Genomic DNA, 22,819 nt, shown 5'->3' on the forward strand with positions numbered 1-22,819 from the left:
GCGCCTTGCATTAAGATCGTGGCATCATTGGCGGTCTGGCGACAGTTAACTTCGATCGATTACAACTCTTCGTTTTGCTTTAAATGCCATACATGATGTTCGAAGTTCTTATAGCCTAAGCATCCGTGGTGAATGGCGTGCTTATAAGTTATCAAACATAGTCGATGCCATCACTTTCATTCATTTTTCAGGCAAAGCCTAATTGATGATAACCACCTACTAAAGTTAATGATTGAGGGCTTAAAATCAAAGGGCCAACCTCTAACTCGGTTGGCCCTTCGTCTTTACTGTTTAGCTTAATTTCATTTAGCTTTGCTTAAGTTCTTTCTCTAATGCTTGAGCGACCGCCTCTGGCGAGCCCGTATTACGAGCTAACAGTGAGTAAGCCACAGGAATAACAAGCAAAGTGAAAAAGGTCGCGAGTACAATGCCTGAAAGCACCACCACACCAATCACAAACCGAGTCTCAGCGCCAGCACCTGTCGCCATCACTAGCGGAATAGCCCCCGCCGCAGTAGTGATCCCAGTCATTAAGATAGGACGTAGACGCTGACTCGACGCCTGAATAATTGCATCGGTGAACGCCACACCTTTATCTCGCAACTGGTTGGCAAATTCGACGATTAAGATACCGTTCTTCGCCGCTAGGCCCACCAGCATAATGATCCCTATCTGACTATAGATATTGAGACTTTGCCCCGTCGCCCAAAGGCCAATAAGCGCACCTAATGTGGCAAGCGGGACGGTCAGCATGATGACTATCGGATGAACATAACTCTCAAATTGAGCGGCCAAGACTAAGAATACGATCCCTAGCGCCAGCAAGAACACAAAATACATTGAGCTACCCGACTCTTGATAATCTAGCGATTGCCCCTTATAGCTAATCACAGCTTCTGCGGGTAAGTAGGTATAAGCAAGATCATTTAAATAATCTAAGGCTTCACCCAAACTGTAGCCATCGGCTAAGTTGGCCTCGATAGTGATCGCACGCATGCGATTATAACGATTGAGCTGGCTTGCATCGGCAAACTCTTCAACAGAGACTAAGTTTGCTAATGGAATAAGCTCCTTACTTCTGTCGGAACGGACATAGATGTTACTTAAATCATTAGCGGTATTTTGATTATCTCGATTACCTTCGATGATCACATCATATTCTTCACCGTCGCGCATAAACGTGGTCACCAAACGAGAGCCCAGCATCGACTCGAGTGTTCGGCCAATATGAGAAATAGACACCCCTAAATCGGCAGCGCGATCTTTATCGATAACCACTCTCAGTTGCGGCTTGGTTTCTTGATAATCATGATCTAAGCCGACGAGATTTGGATTTTCTTTGGCTTTCTCCAGCAAAATATCACGCCATTTAGCGATCTCTTCATAGCTTGGACCACCCAGCACAAACTGCACCGGCTTACCCACACCGCGGCCAAAGGCTTGACGCATAACAGGGAAAGCTCTTACTCCGGCTAAATCCGATAGTCTGGCACGAATATCACCAATAACCTCAAACGCACTGCGTCGCTCAGACCAATCTTCGAGAACAATAATCGCCATACCATTTGAAAAGTTTGCACTTCTACCAAAGCCACGTGGCGCGCGAATAAGCAAACGCTTGATGTCACCACTTTCAACCAATGGCATTAAACGGTTTTCAATTTCATCCATGTAAGGCGTGATGTATTCAAAGCTGGCTCCTTGAGGACCATTGACGATAAGGAACATCGAGCCTCTATCTTCCCGTGGCGCAAATTCCTGCGGCACTTTAGTCATCAAATAGCCACTGGCTGTGAGCGCAAGTATCACTAATGAACTGACGATAAACGGATGAGCCATCGCTTTAGACAAGGTGTCACGATAACTGGCAGATAACTTGTTCATACCAGCGTCAATCTTACGCACCAGCCAAGGGTCTTGCCCCGCGGGTTTAAGCAGCTTCGAGCACATCATAGGACTTAACGTCAATGCGACAATACTTGAGAAGATCACCGCCGCGCTCATAGCAACAGCAAACTCCTTAAAAAGCTTACCTAAATCCCCTTCAAGGAAGGTAATTGGCATAAATACCGCGACTAACACTAAGGTTGTGGCTACCACCGCAAACGCAACTTCGCGGGAGCCTAGATAGGCGGCCTTTAATGGCGAATCGCCCTCTTCTATTCTGCGGTGAATATTTTCAAGCACCACAATCGCATCATCGACCACCATACCAATGGCTAAGATCATCGCCAACAATGTCAGCAAGTTAATGGTGTAACCAAGGGCATAGAGTACGATAAAGGTTGCCATAAGTGACACTGGAACCGTTAATGCAGGGATCAGCATGGCCCGCACACTGCCAAGGAACAGATAGATCACCACGATCACTAAAAACATCGCGATAAACAGAGTTTGGTAAACTTCGCTAATCGACGCTTCAATAAATACAGAGCTATCGTAAGAGCGCTTAATTTCCATGCCTGCTGGCAAAGTGGGATTGATTTTATCGACAAGTACATTTGCCGCTCTTGCCACTTCAAGGGTATTAGACGTTGACTGCTTGGAAATACCAAGGCCAATCATCGATTCACGGTTGCCCCTAAAGGTGATCCGCTCCTCTTCTGAGCCGATCTCCACTCTGGCGACATCGCCGAGTTTAATCAAATATCCGTCTTCACCTTGGGCAAGCACTAAGTTGGCAAAATCGGACTCGGTCTTAAATGTCCGCTCCAATCTAACGGTAAAGTGTCGGTCTTGCGACTCCACAGAGCCAGCCGGTAACTCAACGTTTTCAGAACGCAGTACCGATTCAATATCTGCAACCGTCAAGTTACGAGCCGCTAACGCTTGTCTGTCGATCCATATCCGCATCGCATAGACTTTACCGCCACCGATCCGAATATTGGCAACACCATCGATAACAGAAAATCGATCGACCAAATAGCGTCTAGCGTAATCAGTTAACTGCAATGTATTCATCTGATCAGACACGAGGTTTAACCACATGATCACTTCATCACCGCCGTTAGCTTTCTGTACCTCTGGCGGATCGGCTTCCTCTGGTAGATTGTTCAACAGGCCCGATATACGGTCACGAACATCATTGGCCGCGGCTTCAATATCTCGGCCGACATCAAATTCAAGGGTAACCGACGAACGCCCGTCACTGCTCGATGAGTTGATATTACGGATCCCTTCTACGCCACTGATCCTATCTTCGACTAACTGAGTAATTCGACTTTCTACCACCGCAGCACTCGCGCCGCGATAATTGGTCTGCACCGACACAATTGGTGGATCAATGTTAGGATATTCACGAAGTGGTAGCTTATCGAATGACACTAAACCAAACGCAATTAACAATATGCTGATGACGGAAGCAAAAACCGGCCGTTTTACCGACAAATCCGTCAAAATCATACTACTGGCTCCACCTTAGCTTGTTCTTGAAAGCTAAAATGTTCACTCATTTGTACCTTGACCGTATCGCCTGGACGCACCTTCAAAATACCGCGGATCATCACCTGTTCACCAACTGCAACCCCCTCAACAATTTCAACCCAGCCACGTTTACGTAAACCAAGCTTAACTTGACGACGCTCAACGACATTTTCATCATTAACAAGATAAACAAAATGATCTTTCTGGATTGGAATGATTGCAGCTTCAGGAATAATTAATGCCTCTCGGCTCTGCTTGATAAGTTTAACTTTCATCAACATACCAGGCAGCAAACGTAAATCTTTATTCGGGATTTCCGCGCGAACCACGACGGCGCGGGTAACAGGGTTAACACGGCTATCGATAGAGACCACTTTGCCTCTGAACATTTCACCATCGAAAGCAACAGCGGTGGCCTCAACTGATTTACCTATTTGCAAAGCTTGTAAAAAGCGTTCTGGAACAGAAAAGTCAAGTTTAATGGTAGATATATCATCAAGAGTCGTGATCACTGTACCAGGAGTAACTAAGCTACCCTGACTGATTTGACGTAGACCTAGACGTCCCGAGAACGGAGCACGGATACGGCGATCTTTCAATGCGGACTCAGCTTGTTCAAGCTCAGCTTTAGCCGTATCGATTAGGGTTTGTAATCTATCACGCTCAAGCGCTGCGACAGTTTGACTGGTCACCAAAGAGCTAATACGATCAAGCTCTCTCTTATGGTCATTCATTTTAACATTTGCCACTGTCACGCTAGCAATCTGCTCTCTATCTTGCAAACGCACTAACAGTCGGCCTTTTTCAACAATATCCCCATCATCAAAGTTGAGTTCTGTTACCACATCGGTCACTTTGGGAGTTACGGTAATCGACTCATTGGCTTTTCCGGTACCTAATGCTTCAACCTCATCACGAATGGGTTGCATCTCAGCCTTTGCAACAACGACATTAGGCGTTGGTCTTGCTCGAGCAGAGCCTGACGATTGGGGCTGATTTAGGTAGTAATAAGTGGCGGCACCTGCCGCTAATAGTATTGAGATTGTTATAATTTTTTTCATCAATCTTCCGAATTGCGACAATTAATTAACGCTAGTTTACCTATGAACGGCAACTCATCAAGGTGTTTTACTTTTAGTTACAAACTTAACTGACGTAAAACATTTGAGTTATACGTAACACAGACTCAAATGGATCATCTATATAAGATTAAAAGAAAAAATACGTCGAGACACATTAACCACTTTATTGTTATTTGAGCTCAAACTTAAACTTCTAATTATCATAAAATCGATATAAAAAACTAAAATGAACAGGATTAAAGTCAACATATCTTTATACCAATTAGTATAAAGGTACGATCGCTCAGCGACGATTTATCACTAAAGGTTAGCGCTGATGAGGCAAAGTCTTTAATTGCTTCTCGGCTCTAGCATCCTCGGTAATCGCTCCATACGTTACTCTACCTCCTAAATCCCTTTAGTCGTGCTTCGCCCTACCTTCCTACTTCTGTGTTGATTAGCCGCACAAAGGAACAAGCACTCCATCACCCATCGCCTTGAAGGAGTTGCCAAAAAACACGCAGAGTAGACCACTGTCTTATGCTGATTGTTATTAGACATAAGCTTAGTCGACACAACTGTAACTACGACGGTCATTTAAAATATTAAGTAACCTAGCACCTGATAATGAAGAGCTCATAAAATAGCCTTGGGCGAAATCACAGTCGAGTTGTTGCATATTCATAAACTGTTCTTGGGTTTCAATCCCTTCGGCAACGGTTTTGATATTGAGCGTCTTGGCTAAATTAATGATCGTTTCCAGAACGACTCGATTATCATTGAGCATATCCATATGACTGATAAAGGCCCGATCAATTTTCAATAGATCGAAGGTGAACTGATGCAGGTAACTTAATGATGAATGCCCTGTACCAAAATCATCTAGCGATACAGAGAGCCCCATTTCTCGCAGCCGCGCAATGGTCAGCTTAGTCTCATTCACGGAGTTGACTAATGTCTGCTCAGTGATCTCTATACATAACTGCGACATTATCTGCGGATGAAGCAGGTATTGCTCCTCAAAAAGTGCTAACAGATGAGCTGAATTAAATCCTGTTACTGAGATATTAACGCTGAGCTTAAACCCCTCTGGTAACTGAGCTTGATTCACTGACACAAACGCCATCGCTTGCTGTACAACATAGATATCAAGACGCTCAAGCAAACCCTCCCGTTGAAGCTCAGGCAGAAAACGGCTTGGGGCGAGTTTGCCCAGTTGCGGATGAGACCAACGGATTAAGGATTCGGCGCCAACAATCGCCTCTGAACTGAGATCATATATTGGCTGATATTCGAGATACAGCTCTTGTCGTGTTACCGCCCTTTCAAACTGAGCTTCTAATTCATAAGCTAAACACTGGCCTTCGGTTGTATCAGCCTCATAGACATAGACACTGTTTCTTTCCAATAGCTTGGCGTTATACATCGCCTCATCAGCCTGACTTAAAATCTGCGAAATAGACCGAGTCGCTTGGAAACAATTAACAATACCGACACGGGCAGAGACTGCGATTCTGATCCCACCGAGATCGATAACATCATCAAGGAGCTCAAGTAATTTATGTCCTACCTCATGGCTCTTTTGAGGCGTATCGATTTGCTCTAACAAAATAGCAAACTCATCGCCACTAAAACGACACAAGGTATCTTGCTCTGTTATCGCTTCTCGAAGACGCAGCGCAATGCCTTTTAATAACTCGTCACCTAGGTGGAGACCATAGGTATCATTAATCGCTTTAAAATTATCAATATCAATATAAAGTAAAGCGATGCCTTGAAATCTATCGCTTGATAGCGATTGCTGCGCTTTTGTCAACCGATCAACAAATAAGGTTCGGTTAGGTAAGTCTGTTAGGGGATCATACAAGGCTAAGAACTCCATTCGAGATTTAACCTTCATGCGTTCAATTGCATTACGAATATGCTTTGCAACAAAAATCAGCAGTTGTTTATCGTTTTGATGAAATTGATAACTATCTAGGTAGCTTTGCACCACCACAATACCTTTATATTGATCGCCAGCAAATGGAATACCCAGCCACGCATTTGGCACTCGACCATTAATATGAATATCCCCCGCTTCGACCATCGCCTTGAGCTGTGCTTCATCCGCTAATAAGGGTTTGTTTTTTAGCAATACATAGTCATTAATACTCAACAACATGGGATCTATTGCTATTGTGCTACCTTGTTCAATCTTATCGAATTGGTCCACATGATAGGGAAAACGCAATACGCTGGCGCCGTCATCTAAAATGGCAACATAGAAGTTTTTTGCAAATGTTAATCTAGCAAGACATTGATGCAATCGACGGTAAAATGTGGAGATGTTGTCAGTTTCAAAAATAATTTCGGCGATTTCAAATAGGGTATCTTGGATCTTGCTCGAATACTCAAGCTCTACAATGGTATGCTGCAGTTTTACTAAGGTTTTAGCCTTATGAATTTTTAATGCGGTTATCGAAGCTAAAGCAAATACAGTACGCTCGTGCTGCTTGTTATAAAAATCCTTCTTTGGGTGTTCACTATCAATCACTCCAACGACTTCACCTTCAACCAGCATAGGTACCGCTAATTCTGAGAGTCTTGGCGCATCATCAACAATATAGTTATCACAGAGCCGGGTATCACCGATCAAGATAGGACGTTGAGTCTCAGCAACTTGGCCGACAATGCCTTCACCCACCTTCAATTCAATTGGCGTTAAGATCTCATGATCTTTGGGATTTTTTGCACCAAAACTCGCCTTCTGCACCAACACTTGGCGTTTCTCATCGAGCAGATAGATAACAACATCATCGAAGCCAAGTTGTGCAACGACATTTTGGGCAAGATGCCACAAAATATTATCAATCCCTTGAAGGGACAACATATCAATAGCAAACTCGCTGACAATCTTTAAATATTTAGCTTCGATATCTTGCAGATGCAGTTTTGCCGCCATCAGCTCTCCATTGAGATCAATCTCTAATTAAGATCGATGTACGCTAAAAGTCTTATACCAATCAGTATAAGACAGTGATCGACTCAGTGTGCTTTTTTGGCAACGCATTCAAGGCGAGTGGATGATGAAATGCTTATTTCCTTGTGAGGTTCAACGTGGAGGTAGGAAGGTAAAAACACGCCTAACAGACGCTTTTGATGCTGTTGAAGAGGCTTAGGAGTTAGCCATGGAGCGATTACTGAGGATGCTAGAGCCGAGGAGCAATTAAGGGCATTGCCTCTGAGGCACTAAACTCTCACTGAGCGATCACCTCTTTATACTGATTGCCATTCAACTATATGGCAAAAATTTACTCATGCAATGTACCATTATCAAAAAAAGTTAAAATCTAGATACAAAAAAGACACAAAAAAAGGAAGCGATATTCGCCTCCTTTTTAGCTATCTACAGATATTATTTGAGTTTACGATCTTCTTTCATCAGTTCAGATAATCCCTCATAAACCGCTTCAACAACATCATTACCTACAGGCTCATCAGCCATATCGTTGAGGTAGATCCGTGATTGATTGCTATCAAGCTCATCTTCTTCAACACGCAGACGATATGAACCTTCCTCCACAGGAAGTTTCTTCTCGTTCCATAGTGAACTCCAGAAACCAGAATCATCATTCACGTTAATGTAATATAGACCTTTATTGCTATCCATATCGACAATTTCAAACCCCATTTCTGGCAACACGATACGCAAACGATCCCATGTCCGAGAATATGGAGCCTGTGCCAACCAATAGCTCACTTCAGCGGTCTCGCCTTCGCCAGCAGGTTGAGCTTTAACAAGTTCAACATCAATACCGAGGCTCTCACGTAAACGCTTAGCTTTAAGCATTTTAGCACGTTTAACACTCATGTAAGTAATTGTATTGTTAAGCATATCGACAGTATAACGACGCTTATCTTCGCCGCTTAGTACTATGTCTTGATCTTTGCCGTCAAAGCTCTCTTCATGCTCGGCAAGTTCAATGGCTAAATTACCAGTGCGTCCATGAGGCCTAACATTAAGGGTAAAACGATAGCGTTGACGAACAGTGTAAATTTCGTCGCTGCCCCACATCGTTGAATCAATAAGCTCTTGATTTTCAATCCAATCGGTCTCTATGATGCCAGCATCATAATCTTCTTTAACCATCTTGATTGACTTACTATTTAAATATTCGGTCAAAATAGTAAATAGCTCTTGCTTAAGATCAACATCGTTATCGATAGATTCAACGACAATTTTGATACTGTCGCTTGACTCTTCAACATGGGTGCCTTCTGCCATTGGCAATACTTGCAGCGGCGGTCTAATATCAAGCTTTTTACCCACTAAATTAGTATCAACTTTATTACTGACTGTAGGGATCTCATACTCGGTACTATACTTAGGCTCGTTCAAACCTTCGGGAATAACTAATCTTGGTTGAGGCTCCAACAAAGCATAATCATCATTACCGTTAGCCTGACGTCTATCTATTGGTGAACTACAAGCTGTGACAGCTGCAATCAGCAAAATTGGAGTTACTTGCTTTAGCATTTATTATTGAACCTCTATTCGGGCATTTTTCATCGCTTCTAGCAACAGACCATGATATTCGGGTGAAAGTTCCGTTAACGGCAAACGAATATGTCCATTACTGATAAGTCCCATACGATGAGCGGCCCATTTTACAGGTATCGGGTTCGCTTCACAAAACAGAACACTGAACAAATCTTTAATCTCAGCTTCGACGGCTAAAGCACCAGCTTTGTCACCATTTAACGCCGCAGCGCACATGGCTTTAAACTGTTTAGGCACGATATTGTTAGCGACAGAGATGACGCCATCACCACCGAGCGTCAGAAACTCACGAGCGGTCGCATCATCGCCACTGTATAATTTGAAATCGGCACCACAAAGTTCACGTAAGCGTGCGACTCGACTCACGTCACCAGTAGCTTCTTTAACACCGATGATATTGGGTACTTCAACAAGCTGTGCAACGGTCTCTGGCAACATATCAACAGAGGTACGACCAGGCACATTGTACAAGATCTGAGGGATATCGGTTGCTGCTGCAACGGCTTTATAATGGGCAATTAAGCCTTTAGGTGTTGGCTTATTGTAATAAGGGGTTACCCCCAGCATCGCAGCTACGCCGAGCTTAGATTGTGCTTTAGTTAATTCTACTGCTTCTGCTGTCGCGTTAGCGCCATTGCCACCAATCACTGGCACTCGGCCTGCGGCAAATTTTACGGTATGGGCAACAACTTCTATATGTTCTGAAAGTGGTAACGTGGCTGATTCACCCGTTGTGCCTACGGCAACAATGGCATCAGTACCTTGCTCAATATGGTATTCGACGAGCTTCTCTAAACTTGAATAATCAACCGAGCCATCACTATTCATTGGTGTGATTAAGGCTACAATGCTTCCGTTTATCATGTGACTTCCCCAAGGGTTCAGGACTCGCTATGGTACTGATGGTAACCTGTAAAAACAAGCATAACTCTCTTGAGATTTCTTAGAATTTTATCTCAGGCCGATGCTAACCATTTCTTTGGCTGTTTATTAAGACAGGGATCTCAAAACAACGAACATGTGTTAGCATAATGCTCCTCAAAACGACACTAGGTTTATTTGGTGTGTATTTGTACAATTTGTAGCAGTAATTAAGAGGGAGAATTTAATGTCGAATCATCTAGTCGTTACCGCACTGGGCTCTGATAGCCCTGGTATTGTCAGTAAATTCGCGCGACTAGCAAGTGAATGCGACTGCGATATCGTCGACAGCAGAATGGCAATATTTGGCAACGAGTTTACTCTGATCATGATGATTTCTGGGGCGTGGGCTTCAATCACCAAAATGGAAACGAGTCTACCTGCATTAAGTGTAGAGCTGGGCTTATTAACTGTGATGAAGCGGACCTCTAAACATACACCGCTTAATTTTGTCTCTCGGCTACTGGTCACATTTAATGGTAAAGATCAGCGCGGCACCATGGGACGCCTCACCCAGTTTATGGCCGATAGGTCACTGGATCTTGCCGCTGTTCGCTCCCATGCTGAAGAGAACCTCGAAGGTGAGCCTGTACAAAATGTTTCACTTACCGTTAATGTCCCAGAAAAAGTCGATATCGAAAAACTTGAGCAGAGTCTTAATGAATTAGCTGCCGAAATGAACCTAAGTTGCAGTATAGAACGTATGCAAGGTATCGAACCCCAACAATAAAGGAACAGAAATGAACACCTTAGTTACTGGTGATACTGCACCAAGCTTTACGCTGCAAAATCAAAATGATGAGTCCATCTCACTGCAAGATGCCTTAGAAGCGGGTCCTGTATTGGTCTATTTTTATCCTAAGGCATTGACACCAGGCTGCACAGTACAAGCTTGTGGGCTACGCGATAGCAAGCCGCAATTAGATGATCTTGCTGTAACCGTTTTTGGTATTAGCCCTGATCCAGTGGCTAAACTGGCACGCTTTGCCGATAAGCATCAACTTAACTTTTCACTATTAAGCGACGAAGACCATGCCATTGCAGATGCTTTTGGTGTTTGGGGTGAAAAAAAGTTTATGGGTAAGATCTACGATGGTATTCACCGTCTCAGCTTCTTAATCGGCCAAGATGGTAAAGTTGCTCATGTGTTTAATAAGTTTAAGACCAAAGATCACCACCAAGTCGTACTTGATTATATCGAGCAACGCTAATCAGTTACCGCTAACATCTAAAAATCTAAAAGCCAGCAGTAGCTTAATGCCGATCAGTTAATGCCAATATGATCGGTTGACTGATCTTTAAAAGCCGTCAAAATCCAGTACAGACTCTTGTTTGTACTGGATTTTTTAATGGAACTTTCTGAAGCTTTAGCGCGTACTTCTATCAATCGACCTACTGAGTTCACCAATCTTGGGGAGCTTCTTTGTCCAGAGCTTATTCAAAACTGTTTACAATCCAATGGTGTAGCCACGCTTCGTAAGCGAAAATTACCTATGGAGTCTATGATTTGGGCTGTTATCGGCATGGCTTTATTTCGGGGGGAGTCCGTTAGGCAACTGATTAATAAACTGGATATTATCCTCCCAAATAAGGTCGATTATGTTGCTCGAAGTGCTGTCACTCAGGCAAGAAAGAAATTGGGCAGTGACGTTGTAAAAGATATTTTTCGACAGACTCAAAAGAGATGGAACATGCTGGCTGAGCATCCACAATGGTGCGGCCTTAATCTTTATGGCGTGGACGGTGTCGTCTGGAGAACCCCTGATACACCTGAAAACGATAGCGCCTTTTCTCGCACGAGCAACCAATCGAGTAATGCTTCCTATCCTCAAGTTCGCATGGTGTGTCTAATGGAACTCAGTAGTCATCTGTTAGTCGACTCATCTTTTGGGAGTGTAGCTGAAAATGAAATGGCATTAGCCGCTAATCTCATCAACAATACGCCGGATAACAGTTTAACCCTGTTCGACCGGGGCTTTTACTCGTTGGGGTTATTACATGACTGGTCACAAGCTGGCAGTAATAGACATTGGTTAATGCCATTGAAGAAGAATACACAATATGAAGTGGTACGTTCTTTAGGGCGACAAGATAAGCTTATCAGGCTAACCACAACCCCTCAATCTAGAAAGAAAAGGCCTGATTTACCTGAGTTTATGGAAGCACGTTTACTCACTAAAACAGTGAAAGGAAAAACGCTGCAAATCATCACTTCACTCACAGAGCCAATGCGTTATCCATCAGGTGAAATCGTTGATTTATATGCACATCGATGGGAGATAGAGTTGGGGTACAGAGAGATGAAGCAGTATATGCTTGAAACTCGGTTTACACTCAGAAGTCAGCTTCCGGAATTAATTAGGCAGGAGTTGTGGGGAGTCCTTCTTGCGTATAACTTGCTGAGATATAAGATGGTATTGATGGCACACTCATTAAAAGGGGTCTTCCCTAACCAATTGAGTTTTAGAGAAGCGTCGTCGCATATTATTTTTAAACTATCCCAACTTCCTAGCATATCTCCCGGCAATATTCCTAAGGTAATCTTTGATATAGAAAAAAATGCAAAACAGTTTGTTTTAGAAGGAAAGAGGGAGCGTAGTTATCCTAGAGTGTTGAAGTGTTCGAAGGACCTATATCCCATAAAAAAGAAAGCCGTTCACGTTAAGTGAACGGCATTAAGCAGTAGCTGGCTTTTTTGTGTTCAAATTAATTGATATAAGACGATAACTGAGCGGCGATACGCCAGATTGTTAAACCAATAATACTATCTAAACAACACCCTGCTTTAGCCCTTTTTTAATCGTGGCCTTAAATACCTTACGCCGAAGCCCAATCAAAAAAACACATGATGAAATAGCAACTTTAAACGGACAATAAAAAAGGAGCCTAAGCTCCTTTTTTATCAACATAGTCGCTAAGCCGGCTGTTCACTGCTTTCTGGCACACTGGCCTTTGGCCATGCATTTATCACGGCTTTAACCAGGGACGCTAAAGGAATCGCAAAGAATACGCCCCATACACCCCACAGCCCACCGAAGACTAATACTGCCGCAATAATGAAAACAGGATGAAGATCAACTGCATCTGAAAATAAAATAGGGACTAAAAGATTACCATCTAGCGCCTGAATAATCCCATAACCTAACATAAGATAGCCAAATTCAGGACTGACTCCCCATTGGAAAAATGCCACCAATGCAATAGGTAGAGTCACTAAAGTCGCTCCTACATAAGGAATTAGCACTGAAAAACCGGTTAACACCCCAAGTAATGCGGCATAGCGCAGCTCCATGATGGCAAAAAAGATATAAGTAGCCACACCAATAATAACAATCTCTATCACTTTGCCGCGGATATAATTAAAGATCTGTTGATTCATCTCTAACCAAACTTTACGCGCTAACTCCCGGTTAGAAGGAATAAAACGTTTGCTACCTCGTAGCAATACATCCTTATCTTTTAAGAAAAAGAACACTAGTAAAGGCACTAAAATCGCGTAAACCATTAATACCAATAATGATGCAGAATAACCGATCAACTGCTTACCTAAGTCAAAAATATGTTGGGTATCAAGCAGTTTTTTCAACTCGCCCACAGCAGAATCAAGCTGTTCAACCCCCAAAAACTGAGGATACTGTTCAGCGTACCCCTTTAAGGTAATTAAGCCTTTATCCAACATAGAAGGAAGATCAGTGACTAGCGCGACCCCTTGCTTCCAGACGCTCGGAATTAAGCCGAAAGTCAGCATTAACATGACACCAATAAACAACACCAACACTAATGATGCTCCCGTTGTCCGATTAATACCCACTTTAACCATCTGTGCTACTGGCCATTCAAGTAAAAATGCCAGTACAAGTGCGACTAATAATGGAGCCAGTAAACCACCGGCAAAATAAATAGCCGTCGTAATACCCACTAGAATAAATACCAGCGTAACGGCTTGAGGATCGCTAAATCGCTCTTTATACCAATTTGTTAATAAGGATAACATTCACAATTCCTACTCTAATAACACACTACAATTAAGGTGCTGTTGATTTCACAACGGATAATACTAACATTTGGTCATCATTTCGTAGCTCAGTAAAGGCATACTTAAGCTTTAATAAAAAGCGAGGAACATCTTGCCGTGATCCTGCATCCACTAACGAAATATGTAACACTTCGCCCTCTTCAGCCTGATTAAGCGCTAACTTAAGCTTAACTAAGGCAAGCGGACATCGATAGGCGGCTAAATCAATAAAAATCATAATCAACTTGCTAAAGACAAACTGTCGCTATTATCCTAAGTCTCTGACTAAACCACAAGTTATCTATGAGCTGTTGGTATATTGACCTTTTACACTATTAGCTCAACAACTTATTGCAGTATGGGAATGAACTTATCGCCCTTGACTCGCTCCAATAAGCAAGATGATCTGCAGATAAACCGCTAAGGAAAAGTTTGAGAAAAATAAATACACCAAAATCCCTAGTTGCAGGCGCATTGTCCTTTGCCCTTTTCTCTTTTGTGCCATTGGGGTTTGCCAACAACGATTTGCCCGATTTAGGTACCGCTGCAGTTAATACCTTTAGCTTAGAAAAAGAGAACAGCTACGGCGATGCTTATATGCGTGTCATTCGCTCATCTGCACCTATGCTTAACGACCCCGTATTAAGCCAGTACATGACAGAACTGGGCAATAAACTGGTGGCCCACGCAACCGGTGTAAAGACCCCGTTTTATTTTTTCCTATTACGTAATGATGAAATCAACGCATTTGCCTTTTTTGGCGGTCATGTGGGGGTACATACTGGACTGTTTCTTAATGCTGATAACGAAAGTCAGTTAGCATCCGTTATTGGTCACGAAATAAGTCACGTTACCCAACGCCATCTTGCACGCTCTTTTGAGGCTAAAGAGAAGAGTTCTACAGCGACAATGGCCGCAATGTTAGGCTCGATTTTACTCGCGATTGCAGTGCCACAAGCCGGTATGGCTGCGCTTGCAACCACTCAAGCCATGTCTGCTCAATCACAAATTAACTATACTCGTCTGCATGAAAAAGAAGCTGACCGCATTGGTATGCAAATTCTTGTGGATTCGGGATTTGACCCTGATGGTGCTGCTGATTTTTTCGCTAAACTCGCGACAAGATATCGTTTTACCTCTAAGCCACCACAAATGCTGCTAACTCACCCTTTACCTGAATCTCGTATTACCGAGGCCAGAAACCGCGCAGCTCAATATCCCCATAGGTATATTCCAGATAGTCTAGATTTTCAGCTTGCCAAAGCGCGAATTCAGGTGCGTTTTTCTAGCTATAGCGAAGAAGCTGCGTTACTGCTCTTTCAAAAGCAAATTAAAAAACGCAGCTACACATTTGAGCAAGCAGCACAGTACGGCTTAGCACTTGCGCTACTTCGCTCAGACAAGGCAAAACAAGCAGAAGAGATAATCGATACTCTATTAAAACAAGATCCCAATAATCTATTTTATATCGATACTAAAACCGATCTATTATTAGCGCGCAATGAGCACGCCGAAGCCATTAAGCTGTTAGAGGATGAACGCCAGTTAAAACCGACCTCACAGGTGATCAACATCAACCTAGCCAATGCTTACATTGAAAATGACAACCCCACAAAAGCAATCCCAATCCTAGAAGATATGATTTTTCTTGATCGACAAAATCAGTTACCTCTGATGTTATTAAGTGATGCTTATAAGAAGGCTGGGAATAAAGCGATGGAGCATTATGCAAAAGCAGAATCGATGGCACTTGCAGCAGATTATGACGGTGCAATCGATCAACTCAATTTTGCTTATCGCTTGTCAGATAATAAACCATTACAACTAGCTCGAATCGAGGCGCGGATCAGACAATTTAAACAATCGAAAAAGGCGTTAGATCAGCTTTAATATCTCTCAAATAGAAGCCCGATTTTGGGCTCATTTTTTAATAATTGCTAATCACTTCAATTCGTCTTCTATTTTTGGTTAGGTTTTTTCGCTTAACCAATAAAGCATCACCGCTCAGCCTTACACTAGAATCATTAAACTCGAACAAAAACAAAGGTCGAAAAATCTATGTCACCGAATCCAAGCGAGTAAACAGCCACAACTCTTTGTGACTCGATTCACATTTTAAAGTAGAATATCGGCAAATTTTCACGATAAGCAGAGATCCTATGACCCAAGTAACGATTATTCATAACCCACGCTGTTCGAAAAGCCGTCAAACCCTCGCTTTACTTGAAGAAAAGGCATGTGACATTCAAATCATTGAATATCTAAAAACGCCTCTAACAAAATTAGAAATCAATGATATTTTGGATAAGTTAGCCATAAGGCCAAGAGCGCTAATGCGCACCAAAGAAGATGAATACAAGCAACAAGGTTTAGCAGATATCCTTGATGATGAAGCACTCATCCAAGCGATGGTAGACACCCCAAAGCTGATCGAACGTCCCATCGTCTTGGCTAACAATAAAGCGGCTATTGGCCGTCCACCAGAAAACGTATTAACCATTTTATAAGGCGATACCCGCTAATGAGCTCAACCACGCTATTTCAAATCAGCCGAACCTGCTACGTAGCGCTATTACTGCTACTCACAGCTTGGTTTGGTCATCAAGGATTAAACGGTGAGTACTCTCTGGTTTTTAGCCTGCTTTGGATATTACCGCTCTTCGCGCCGCTCAAAGGGATCTTAACCGGTGCTCCCTATACCTATGCCTGGGCTAGTTTTATTGTGTGTCTTTATATGCTACACGGTTTAACCTTATTATATGTCACTGAAACGGAACTTATTTTCGCAATCGTAGAAGTACTCTTACTATCAATACTGTTGGTCAGTTTGCCATTCTATGCTCGGATCCGCGGCAGAGAATTAGGACTCGGATTAAAAAAGAAAAAGTAATAATACCAATCAGGATAACTAAAAAAGGCGCCTATAGACGCCTTTTTTAGTTTGCTTCTGTAATGAATCTACAAAGGGTTAAAGCCGCAGCATCTCTTTGACAAAAGGAATCGTCAACTTACGTTGATGCACTAAGGATGCTTTATCTAACCTATCAAGTACATCAAATAAGGTTCTTAAATCTCTCGCTAAGCGTTTCAATAAAAAACGACCAACATCTTCAGGCAGCTGTAAACCCCGCATCGCAGCTCTGCGCTGTAATGCCGCTAACTTTTCATCATCGGCCATAGGCTGTAACTGATAGGTTAACCCCCATTGCATACGCGAAATAAGATCCGGTAATGCAAACCCGCTTTCAACGGCGGATGCGCTAGCGCTAACGACTAACGAACAGTTTTCTTGTTCTGCAACGCGATTGTACAGATCAAATAACGCCTCTTCCCATAGAGGATGGCCTGCAATGGCATGGATATCATCGATACACACAAGATCAACCTGCTCTAACCCTTCTAACAATTCAGTGGAGATACTCGCATGAATGCCCAAAGGGAGGTAAAAGCTATTTCGATGGAGTTCATTCGCTCGAGCACAAGTTGCATGCATCAAATGCGTGCGGCCAGACTTTACTGGTCCCCACAAATAAACGGCTTTATTTGCACTGCCATCGGCACAACCTTGCAAACTTTGAATTAACTCATCGTTACCCGCTGCTGGATAATAACTTTTAAAGGTTTCATCATCCGGCAGGTAAACGGGTAACGACAATTGTAACGGGGAATGGGATGCCACTAATCAACTCTCATATCATTTGTCTGGTAAGAAAACAGGGAGCCAAACACAATTGGCTCCACCTTACATTAATGGCCCAGCCAAATATAGTTAATGGTCTCACTCTGTGATGATACTAACGGATCGCCCTTTCCTTGCGATGCTGGCACAGACACAGGTTGCTGTTTAATTTTTGATTCCAACTTAAGCAGTCGATACAGATCTTCTTTCGTACCAAATAGCTGTACGGAAAACTCCGCAGAAACACCGCGTAATTGAATTAATGACACGTATTTAACGGCACTCAGCTGGGCAAGATATTGTTCAATAGCGACAAGCTGCTTTCGCTCTGTGATATCGGTAAAGGTAAGTTGAGTCACAAGCGACTCACCACTATCGGCAACAGCGTAACGACTCACAAAATATTCACTCATGACATCAAATATCTCATCAATCACAGCATTAGCATCAAGCGCCGTGCCTGAGCGTTGCACTAAGGGATTAAACAAAGGTTCGCTCGATACGCTAGGATAAAGCGCCATACTATAAGTAACTTGGTTATCTGCCGTAGTATCTATCGACACCATAATAAAATAATCTGTACTATAACGTGCGGACGCTGCTGCAACCTGATCGGCAAACATACCGCGAATATCGGTGACACTAACGAGCATAGAATCATCAAGATCCATAATAGGTAACAGCACCGGCACACCACGTTCGCTAGCAAGATCTCCAATATGGCTACGAGTTTCTATCATCGATTCATCACTCACGACAACCCGCTCGCCCTCTGTTTCTTGGCTCAACCAAAACAAAGTTAATGGTCTCTGTTTTCCCCATACGGGCAACTGTTCATCACGAAGTAGTTTAATCACTTTCTGGTGATCAAATGACGCATTCAAATAGAGTTGGCCATCAACTTCTTGATACCCGTACTGACGAATAAACGCCGTTGGTTTGTTTGTTGCGGCCGCAATACTTGGGACTGAAAATGCATTTTGGCTACCTGAATTTTTCACCAATACATTTTTAAATGCTTGTTTCAGTGCATTGTTTTTAGTTTGCGTTGTACGATCATCTACCTTGACAGCACTCTGATCGAGTTGAAGCGACTCTGTTGCGCTGACAAAGTTAACGCTTATGACTAACAAAGCGGCATAAAAAACGTAAATAAGACTCTTGAACATCCGTATCAATTCTTCAATCAAATACAATGGCGGCAGTGTAACACACAAGCCTAAATCATGCCTGTTCGCTTTACCCATCATCACTATTTTTTTTAGTCAGAACATCAGAATGTGATCGATAAGGATGCAAAATATGTATCAAGACGTTACCATTACACGGTTTATCCTACAAAAAATCATAAAAAGAGATTAATAATGAATCGTTTAGCTATTCCGCTTCAAGGTGCACAAATGTTATTTGTTGCCTTTGGTGCGCTGGTACTCATGCCGCTGTTAACAGGGCTAGATACCAATGTCGCACTATTTACAGCTGGTCTTGGAACCCTGCTTTTCCAGCTTGTAACTAAACGCCAAGTCCCGATATTTTTGGCCTCGTCTTTTGCGTTCATTGCGCCAATACTATACGGTGTCCAAACTTGGGGAATCCCCTCAACAATGGGCGGACTCATGGCTGCTGGTTTCGTCTACCTCATATTGGCAAGCTTGGTTAAATTACGCGGTGATAACTTCATTAAGCGTTTGTTGCCTCCTGTCGTCGTTGGTCCCGTCATTATCGTGATTGGTTTAGGACTCGCTCCACTCGCTGTAAATATGGCCCTGGGGAAAAGTGGCGATGGTAATTTAACGTTGGTCGATGCAAATCACGCACTAATCATCTCGTTGGCCTCTCTACTATCGACTATTGCCGTTGCTATATTTGCCAAAGGTATTGCTAAGCTGATGCCAATATTGGCGGGGATCATTGTCGGATATAGTCTCAGCTTGATATTGGGCATTGTCGATTTCTCGCCAGTTCATAATGCCAGTTGGTTTGCTATCCCAAGCTTCGTCGCGCCAGAGTTTAATTGGCACGCCGTGGCCTTTATGATCCCTGTAGCCATTGCTCCAGCGGTCGAACATATTGGTGATATTTTGGCTATATCAAATGTCACTGGCAAAGACTATATGAAGAAGCCTGGGCTGCATCGTACCCTCAGTGGTGACGGCATCGCGACCATCGCCGCATCGGCATTAGGTGGACCACCAAACACAACTTATTCAGAAGTTACAGGCGCGGTAACGCTCACTAAAAGCTTTGACCCACGGATCATGACTTGGACAGCCATTACGGCAATCACTTTGGCGTTTGTTGGTAAACTAGGCGCGTTCATGCAAACTATCCCTATCCCTGTGATGGGGGGGATCATGTGTTTACTGTTTGGCTCTATTGCTGCAGTGGGTCTGAACTCTTTAATCAAGAATAACGTCGACCTAAGTGAACCGAGAAACCTCTGTATAGTAGGAGTGACCTTGGTATTTGGTATTGGTGGTATGGCATTTGGTATCGGCTCATTCAGCCTTTCGGGAATAAGTCTTTGCGGTATCGTCGCGATTACCATGAACTTACTGCTGCCTATGACTAAGCCCGTTCAAACCGTTACGGAATAATCATAATTTATTTCCATCTCCGAATGGAATAATAGCCCTAAACCTGTATGGTCCGCCTCGTTATTGCAAATGATATTTACGATAACGAGGCTAATATGTTCGCAGTCTTCATTTGGTACGACTACCCGCTCCACGATGAGTTTCTCGCTAGATTGTCCTCAACGCTAAACCCCATTCACCAAAAGCAACTACCGCCTCTTCATGGCCGCGATAACATCGAACGTGCGCCATGAATTAATTGCAAAAAACACGCTGAGTAGCTCACTTTCTTACACTGATGGATATTAGAAAGCAGGCAGACTATCTAATTAAGCCATGCATCCCGAAAAAGAAGACATGGCTTTTTATCCAACATATCTATTTGCTAAAAACACTTTACTTACAATTAACTTGCAGACTGCACGCTAGCCTTAGTAGCACGCTTCACATCAACTTTTTGCTCATCGGCAATTTGAGCCCCACTAATTGCTTCATTTGATAACAAACTGATCAACTCAATGCCCACAGGTAATTGATTAATGACCCCCGTGATCAACTTAACCTTACCGTCCTGTAAATAAATTAACGGCAATGCACCGTCACCATAGCGCTCTTTAAAGTCACTAAAGGTAAAGTTTTCAGTAATGTTAGTAATTTTAATCACTCCACCTTTTGCCATCGTACTCGCTAAGCGCGCATAAGAAACGGATTCACCAAATAAACAAAGTCGTTGTTGATAAGACTCAGACAATTGATGGCGTGCACTGCCACCTTCGCTATTATTTAGACCAAACACCTTATTTTTACCGAGCAAATCTTGGTAGTGAAATGTCACTAACGGGTTAAGTTGTCGGTAAGGTGATAACACTAATAATCGCCCTACACCGCTCATATCAATCACGTTGTCAGCATGTTCAGAAGCTGGGTTACCGAAATAGACCGGAATATTATCCATGCGTGATAAACGGATATTATCCCAGTTATTATCGGCTAAGATCACCGGGACATTTTTACTCAGTAATACTTTGGCTAACGCTCTGGCAAACTTAGATGCACCAAAGATAAGTAATCCTTGAGCAGAGCCAGCCTTAACGCCTAAAAAACGTGCCCACATACCTGCGGTTAAACTTTGGGCGACGACGGTTCCAATAATGATGAGAAACACTAAGGGGACGATTTGATCTGCCCCCTGCACTCCTTGGCTTTCAAGCTTTATAGCAAACAAAGATGACACCGCAGCGGCAACAATACCTCTAGGTGCAAGCCAGCTTAAAAACCACTTATCGGCTCTAAGCAACGAGGTACCAATACCGCAGATCCATACGCTCAGGGGTCTTGCGACAAACATGACGATCAACAACAATGCGATGCCCTGCCAACCAAGATTAAGTAATGCCTGAGAATCTAATCTCGCGGCCAATAAAATAAATAACCCAGAGATGAATAACACTGTAAGAGTTTCTTTAAATTCGATGATGTCTGCTATATCGACGCCGCGCATGTTAGCCAGCCAAATCCCCATCACAGTCACAGTGAGCAGACCTGACTCTTCTTGCAACAGATTAGAGCCAACAAAAACACCCAACATGATGGTCAACACTGCTGTATTTTTCAGGTAATGCGGTACTAAACCACGACGAATAATCAATCCGATGGCATAGCCAGAGGCCGCACCTAAGCCTAACCCAATACCCAACATGTACACTAAAGAATGCAACACATGACTGGTGGGCTCTGAAGCGACCGCGATATATTCAAATACCAACACAGCTAATAATGCGCCAATGGGATCGATAACAATCCCTTCCCAACGTAATATGCTAGCAAGTTGAGATTTAGGCTTAATACTGCGCAGCATAGGAACGATAACCGTAGGGCCTGTGACCACCACAAGCGCGCCGAACAGCATCGCCATTTCCCAATTAAATCCCATAATATAATGAGTCGCAGAACCGATCACCGCCCAAGTCACCAGAGTGCCAATGGTCACAAGGTGGGTAACCATACGCCCATGTTCTCGTATTTCAGAAAAATTAAGGGTTAATGCCCCTTCAAACAAGATCACCGCTACCCCGAGGGAGATGATAGGAAATAAAAGATCCCCAAAAATAGCATCTGGGTCAAGTACACCAAATACGGGTCCAACTAACAGCCCACATAGCAGTAAGGGTAAAATAGCGGGTAGGTGCAACTTCCATCCAAGCCACTGACATAAGATAGAAAGGACGCCAACAAGTCCAAGCATTGCAGTGATCTGCTCAACCATTTATTTATCCTTAAATATTGATAGCTAACGTTATAGTTTACAGCATGGGTGACACTGTGTTGATTGTCGATAATTTTATCTAACAGGTCATCAATTACAGCACTTAGACTATAAATTTTCGTTTAATATTGATGAGCGGTTTGCAAAGAATCAATTTTTAGCATTATAAGAACGAAAAAAACCTCAACATTTCTGCTGAGGCTTTGATCTTTTTGTTGGCGGAGCGGACGGGACTCGAACCCGCGACCCCCGGCGTGACAGGCCGGTATTCTAACCAACTGAACTACCGCTCCTAAACTCGCAATTGCTTCGTATTCTTACAAAACAATTTTAAA

The 22,819-nt window shown here is 43.1% G+C and carries 18 protein-coding genes and 1 tRNA gene; 8 read left to right on the plus strand and 11 right to left on the minus strand.

What is annotated here, in order from left to right:
* Positions 1-306: 306 nt before the first annotated feature.
* From K0I62_RS10890 to dapA, 5 genes are all read right to left on the minus strand, one after another.
* Positions 307-3,402, minus strand: a complete 3,096-nt coding sequence (locus K0I62_RS10890; protein ID WP_220068175.1) for an efflux RND transporter permease subunit — start codon at positions 3,400-3,402, stop codon at positions 307-309.
* Positions 3,399-4,484, minus strand: coding sequence for an efflux RND transporter periplasmic adaptor subunit (locus K0I62_RS10895; RefSeq protein WP_220068176.1), 1,086 nt, complete (start codon positions 4,482-4,484; stop codon positions 3,399-3,401). Before K0I62_RS10895 ends, K0I62_RS10890 begins: the two co-directional genes overlap by 4 nt.
* A 565-nt stretch (positions 4,485-5,049) precedes the next feature.
* A complete protein-coding gene (locus K0I62_RS10900; RefSeq protein WP_220068177.1) occupies positions 5,050-7,428 on the minus strand; it encodes a GGDEF domain-containing protein in 2,379 nt (792 codons plus the stop codon).
* Between the two features lie 453 nt (positions 7,429-7,881).
* A complete protein-coding gene (bamC, locus tag K0I62_RS10905) occupies positions 7,882-9,003 on the minus strand; it encodes an NlpB/DapX family lipoprotein (protein ID WP_220068178.1) in 1,122 nt (373 codons plus the stop codon).
* A gap of 3 nt (positions 9,004-9,006) precedes the next feature.
* Positions 9,007-9,891: a 4-hydroxy-tetrahydrodipicolinate synthase gene (gene dapA / locus K0I62_RS10910; protein ID WP_220068179.1), complete on the minus strand. Its 885-nt coding sequence runs from the start codon at positions 9,889-9,891 to the stop codon at positions 9,007-9,009.
* A gap of 244 nt (positions 9,892-10,135) precedes the next feature.
* On the opposite strand from dapA, the gene K0I62_RS10915 reads away from it, so the two are divergent.
* From K0I62_RS10915 to K0I62_RS10925, 3 genes are all read left to right on the plus strand, one after another.
* Positions 10,136-10,678, plus strand: coding sequence for a glycine cleavage system transcriptional repressor (locus tag K0I62_RS10915; protein WP_220068180.1), 543 nt, complete (start codon positions 10,136-10,138; stop codon positions 10,676-10,678).
* A 10-nt stretch (positions 10,679-10,688) separates the two neighbouring features.
* Positions 10,689-11,159 (plus strand): thioredoxin-dependent thiol peroxidase, encoded by a 471-nt coding sequence (gene bcp / locus K0I62_RS10920; RefSeq protein ID WP_220068181.1) that lies wholly within the window; start codon positions 10,689-10,691, stop codon positions 11,157-11,159.
* 138 nt (positions 11,160-11,297) lie between these two features.
* Positions 11,298-12,617, plus strand: a complete 1,320-nt coding sequence (locus K0I62_RS10925) for an IS4 family transposase (RefSeq protein WP_220068182.1) — start codon at positions 11,298-11,300, stop codon at positions 12,615-12,617.
* Between the two features lie 245 nt (positions 12,618-12,862).
* Here K0I62_RS10925 and K0I62_RS10930 read toward each other — a convergent pair whose 3' ends face one another.
* Both K0I62_RS10930 and K0I62_RS10935 read right to left on the minus strand, forming a co-directional pair.
* Positions 12,863-13,942, minus strand: a complete 1,080-nt coding sequence (locus K0I62_RS10930; protein ID WP_220068183.1) for an AI-2E family transporter — start codon at positions 13,940-13,942, stop codon at positions 12,863-12,865.
* Between the two features lie 31 nt (positions 13,943-13,973).
* Complete coding sequence (locus K0I62_RS10935) at positions 13,974-14,201, minus strand: sulfurtransferase TusA family protein (protein WP_220068184.1); 228 nt, start codon at positions 14,199-14,201, stop codon at positions 13,974-13,976.
* Between the two features lie 194 nt (positions 14,202-14,395).
* On the opposite strand from K0I62_RS10935, the gene bepA reads away from it, so the two are divergent.
* The 3 genes from bepA to K0I62_RS10950 all read left to right on the plus strand — a co-directional run bounded on the left by bepA (position 14,396) and on the right by K0I62_RS10950 (position 16,853).
* Positions 14,396-15,853 (plus strand): beta-barrel assembly-enhancing protease, encoded by a 1,458-nt coding sequence (bepA, locus tag K0I62_RS10940; RefSeq protein ID WP_220068185.1) that lies wholly within the window; start codon positions 14,396-14,398, stop codon positions 15,851-15,853.
* A 269-nt stretch (positions 15,854-16,122) separates the two neighbouring features.
* Positions 16,123-16,470, plus strand: a complete 348-nt coding sequence (arsC, locus tag K0I62_RS10945) for an arsenate reductase (glutaredoxin) (RefSeq protein WP_220068186.1) — start codon at positions 16,123-16,125, stop codon at positions 16,468-16,470.
* A 14-nt stretch (positions 16,471-16,484) separates the two neighbouring features.
* Positions 16,485-16,853: a DUF2069 domain-containing protein gene (locus K0I62_RS10950; protein WP_220068187.1), complete on the plus strand. Its 369-nt coding sequence runs from the start codon at positions 16,485-16,487 to the stop codon at positions 16,851-16,853.
* A 78-nt stretch (positions 16,854-16,931) separates the two neighbouring features.
* On the opposite strand, the gene hda is transcribed toward K0I62_RS10950, so the two are convergent.
* Positions 16,932-17,642 (minus strand): DnaA inactivator Hda, encoded by a 711-nt coding sequence (gene hda, locus K0I62_RS10955; protein WP_220068188.1) that lies wholly within the window; start codon positions 17,640-17,642, stop codon positions 16,932-16,934.
* Between the two features lie 68 nt (positions 17,643-17,710).
* Positions 17,711-18,811: a DUF2066 domain-containing protein gene (locus K0I62_RS10960; protein ID WP_220068189.1), complete on the minus strand. Its 1,101-nt coding sequence runs from the start codon at positions 18,809-18,811 to the stop codon at positions 17,711-17,713.
* A gap of 195 nt (positions 18,812-19,006) precedes the next feature.
* Between K0I62_RS10960 and K0I62_RS10965 the strand changes: the two genes are divergently transcribed.
* Both K0I62_RS10965 and K0I62_RS10970 read left to right on the plus strand, forming a co-directional pair.
* Positions 19,007-20,239: a uracil-xanthine permease family protein gene (locus K0I62_RS10965; protein WP_220068190.1), complete on the plus strand. Its 1,233-nt coding sequence runs from the start codon at positions 19,007-19,009 to the stop codon at positions 20,237-20,239.
* 95 nt (positions 20,240-20,334) lie between these two features.
* Positions 20,335-20,472 (plus strand): hypothetical protein, encoded by a 138-nt coding sequence (locus K0I62_RS10970; protein ID WP_220068191.1) that lies wholly within the window; start codon positions 20,335-20,337, stop codon positions 20,470-20,472.
* A gap of 152 nt (positions 20,473-20,624) precedes the next feature.
* Here K0I62_RS10970 and K0I62_RS10975 read toward each other — a convergent pair whose 3' ends face one another.
* Together K0I62_RS10975 and K0I62_RS10980 are read right to left on the minus strand one after the other, a co-directional pair.
* A complete protein-coding gene (locus tag K0I62_RS10975; RefSeq protein WP_220068192.1) occupies positions 20,625-22,484 on the minus strand; it encodes a cation:proton antiporter in 1,860 nt (619 codons plus the stop codon).
* 216 nt (positions 22,485-22,700) lie between these two features.
* A tRNA-Asp gene (locus K0I62_RS10980) sits at positions 22,701-22,777 on the minus strand.
* Between the last annotated feature and the right edge of the window lie 42 nt (positions 22,778-22,819).

Source organism: Shewanella psychrotolerans (assembly GCF_019457595.1).
Classification (GTDB): domain Bacteria; phylum Pseudomonadota; class Gammaproteobacteria; order Enterobacterales; family Shewanellaceae; genus Shewanella; species Shewanella psychrotolerans.

Bases quoted from the DNA above. Each gene is read 5' to 3' on its own strand.
- K0I62_RS10935 (WP_220068184.1), bottom strand. From the start codon at position 14,201: ATGATTTTTATTGATTTAGCCGCCTATCGATGTCCGCTTGCCTTAGTT.
- K0I62_RS10890 (WP_220068175.1), bottom strand. From the start codon at position 3,402: ATGATTTTGACGGATTTGTCGGTAAAACGGCCGGTTTTTGCTTCCGTC.
- K0I62_RS10950 (WP_220068187.1), top strand. From the start codon at position 16,485: ATGAGCTCAACCACGCTATTTCAAATCAGCCGAACCTGCTACGTAGCG.
- K0I62_RS10925 (WP_220068182.1), top strand. From the start codon at position 11,298: ATGGAACTTTCTGAAGCTTTAGCGCGTACTTCTATCAATCGACCTACT.
- K0I62_RS10900 (WP_220068177.1), bottom strand. From the start codon at position 7,428: ATGGCGGCAAAACTGCATCTGCAAGATATCGAAGCTAAATATTTAAAG.
- K0I62_RS10970 (WP_220068191.1), top strand. From the start codon at position 20,335: ATGTTCGCAGTCTTCATTTGGTACGACTACCCGCTCCACGATGAGTTT.
- K0I62_RS10965 (WP_220068190.1), top strand. From the start codon at position 19,007: ATGAATCGTTTAGCTATTCCGCTTCAAGGTGCACAAATGTTATTTGTT.
- arsC (WP_220068186.1), top strand. From the start codon at position 16,123: ATGACCCAAGTAACGATTATTCATAACCCACGCTGTTCGAAAAGCCGT.
- dapA (WP_220068179.1), bottom strand. From the start codon at position 9,891: ATGATAAACGGAAGCATTGTAGCCTTAATCACACCAATGAATAGTGAT.
- K0I62_RS10975 (WP_220068192.1), bottom strand. From the start codon at position 22,484: ATGGTTGAGCAGATCACTGCAATGCTTGGACTTGTTGGCGTCCTTTCT.
- K0I62_RS10895 (WP_220068176.1), bottom strand. From the start codon at position 4,484: ATGAAAAAAATTATAACAATCTCAATACTATTAGCGGCAGGTGCCGCC.
- K0I62_RS10930 (WP_220068183.1), bottom strand. From the start codon at position 13,942: ATGTTATCCTTATTAACAAATTGGTATAAAGAGCGATTTAGCGATCCT.
- bamC (WP_220068178.1), bottom strand. From the start codon at position 9,003: ATGCTAAAGCAAGTAACTCCAATTTTGCTGATTGCAGCTGTCACAGCT.
- K0I62_RS10960 (WP_220068189.1), bottom strand. From the start codon at position 18,811: ATGTTCAAGAGTCTTATTTACGTTTTTTATGCCGCTTTGTTAGTCATA.
- bcp (WP_220068181.1), top strand. From the start codon at position 10,689: ATGAACACCTTAGTTACTGGTGATACTGCACCAAGCTTTACGCTGCAA.
- K0I62_RS10915 (WP_220068180.1), top strand. From the start codon at position 10,136: ATGTCGAATCATCTAGTCGTTACCGCACTGGGCTCTGATAGCCCTGGT.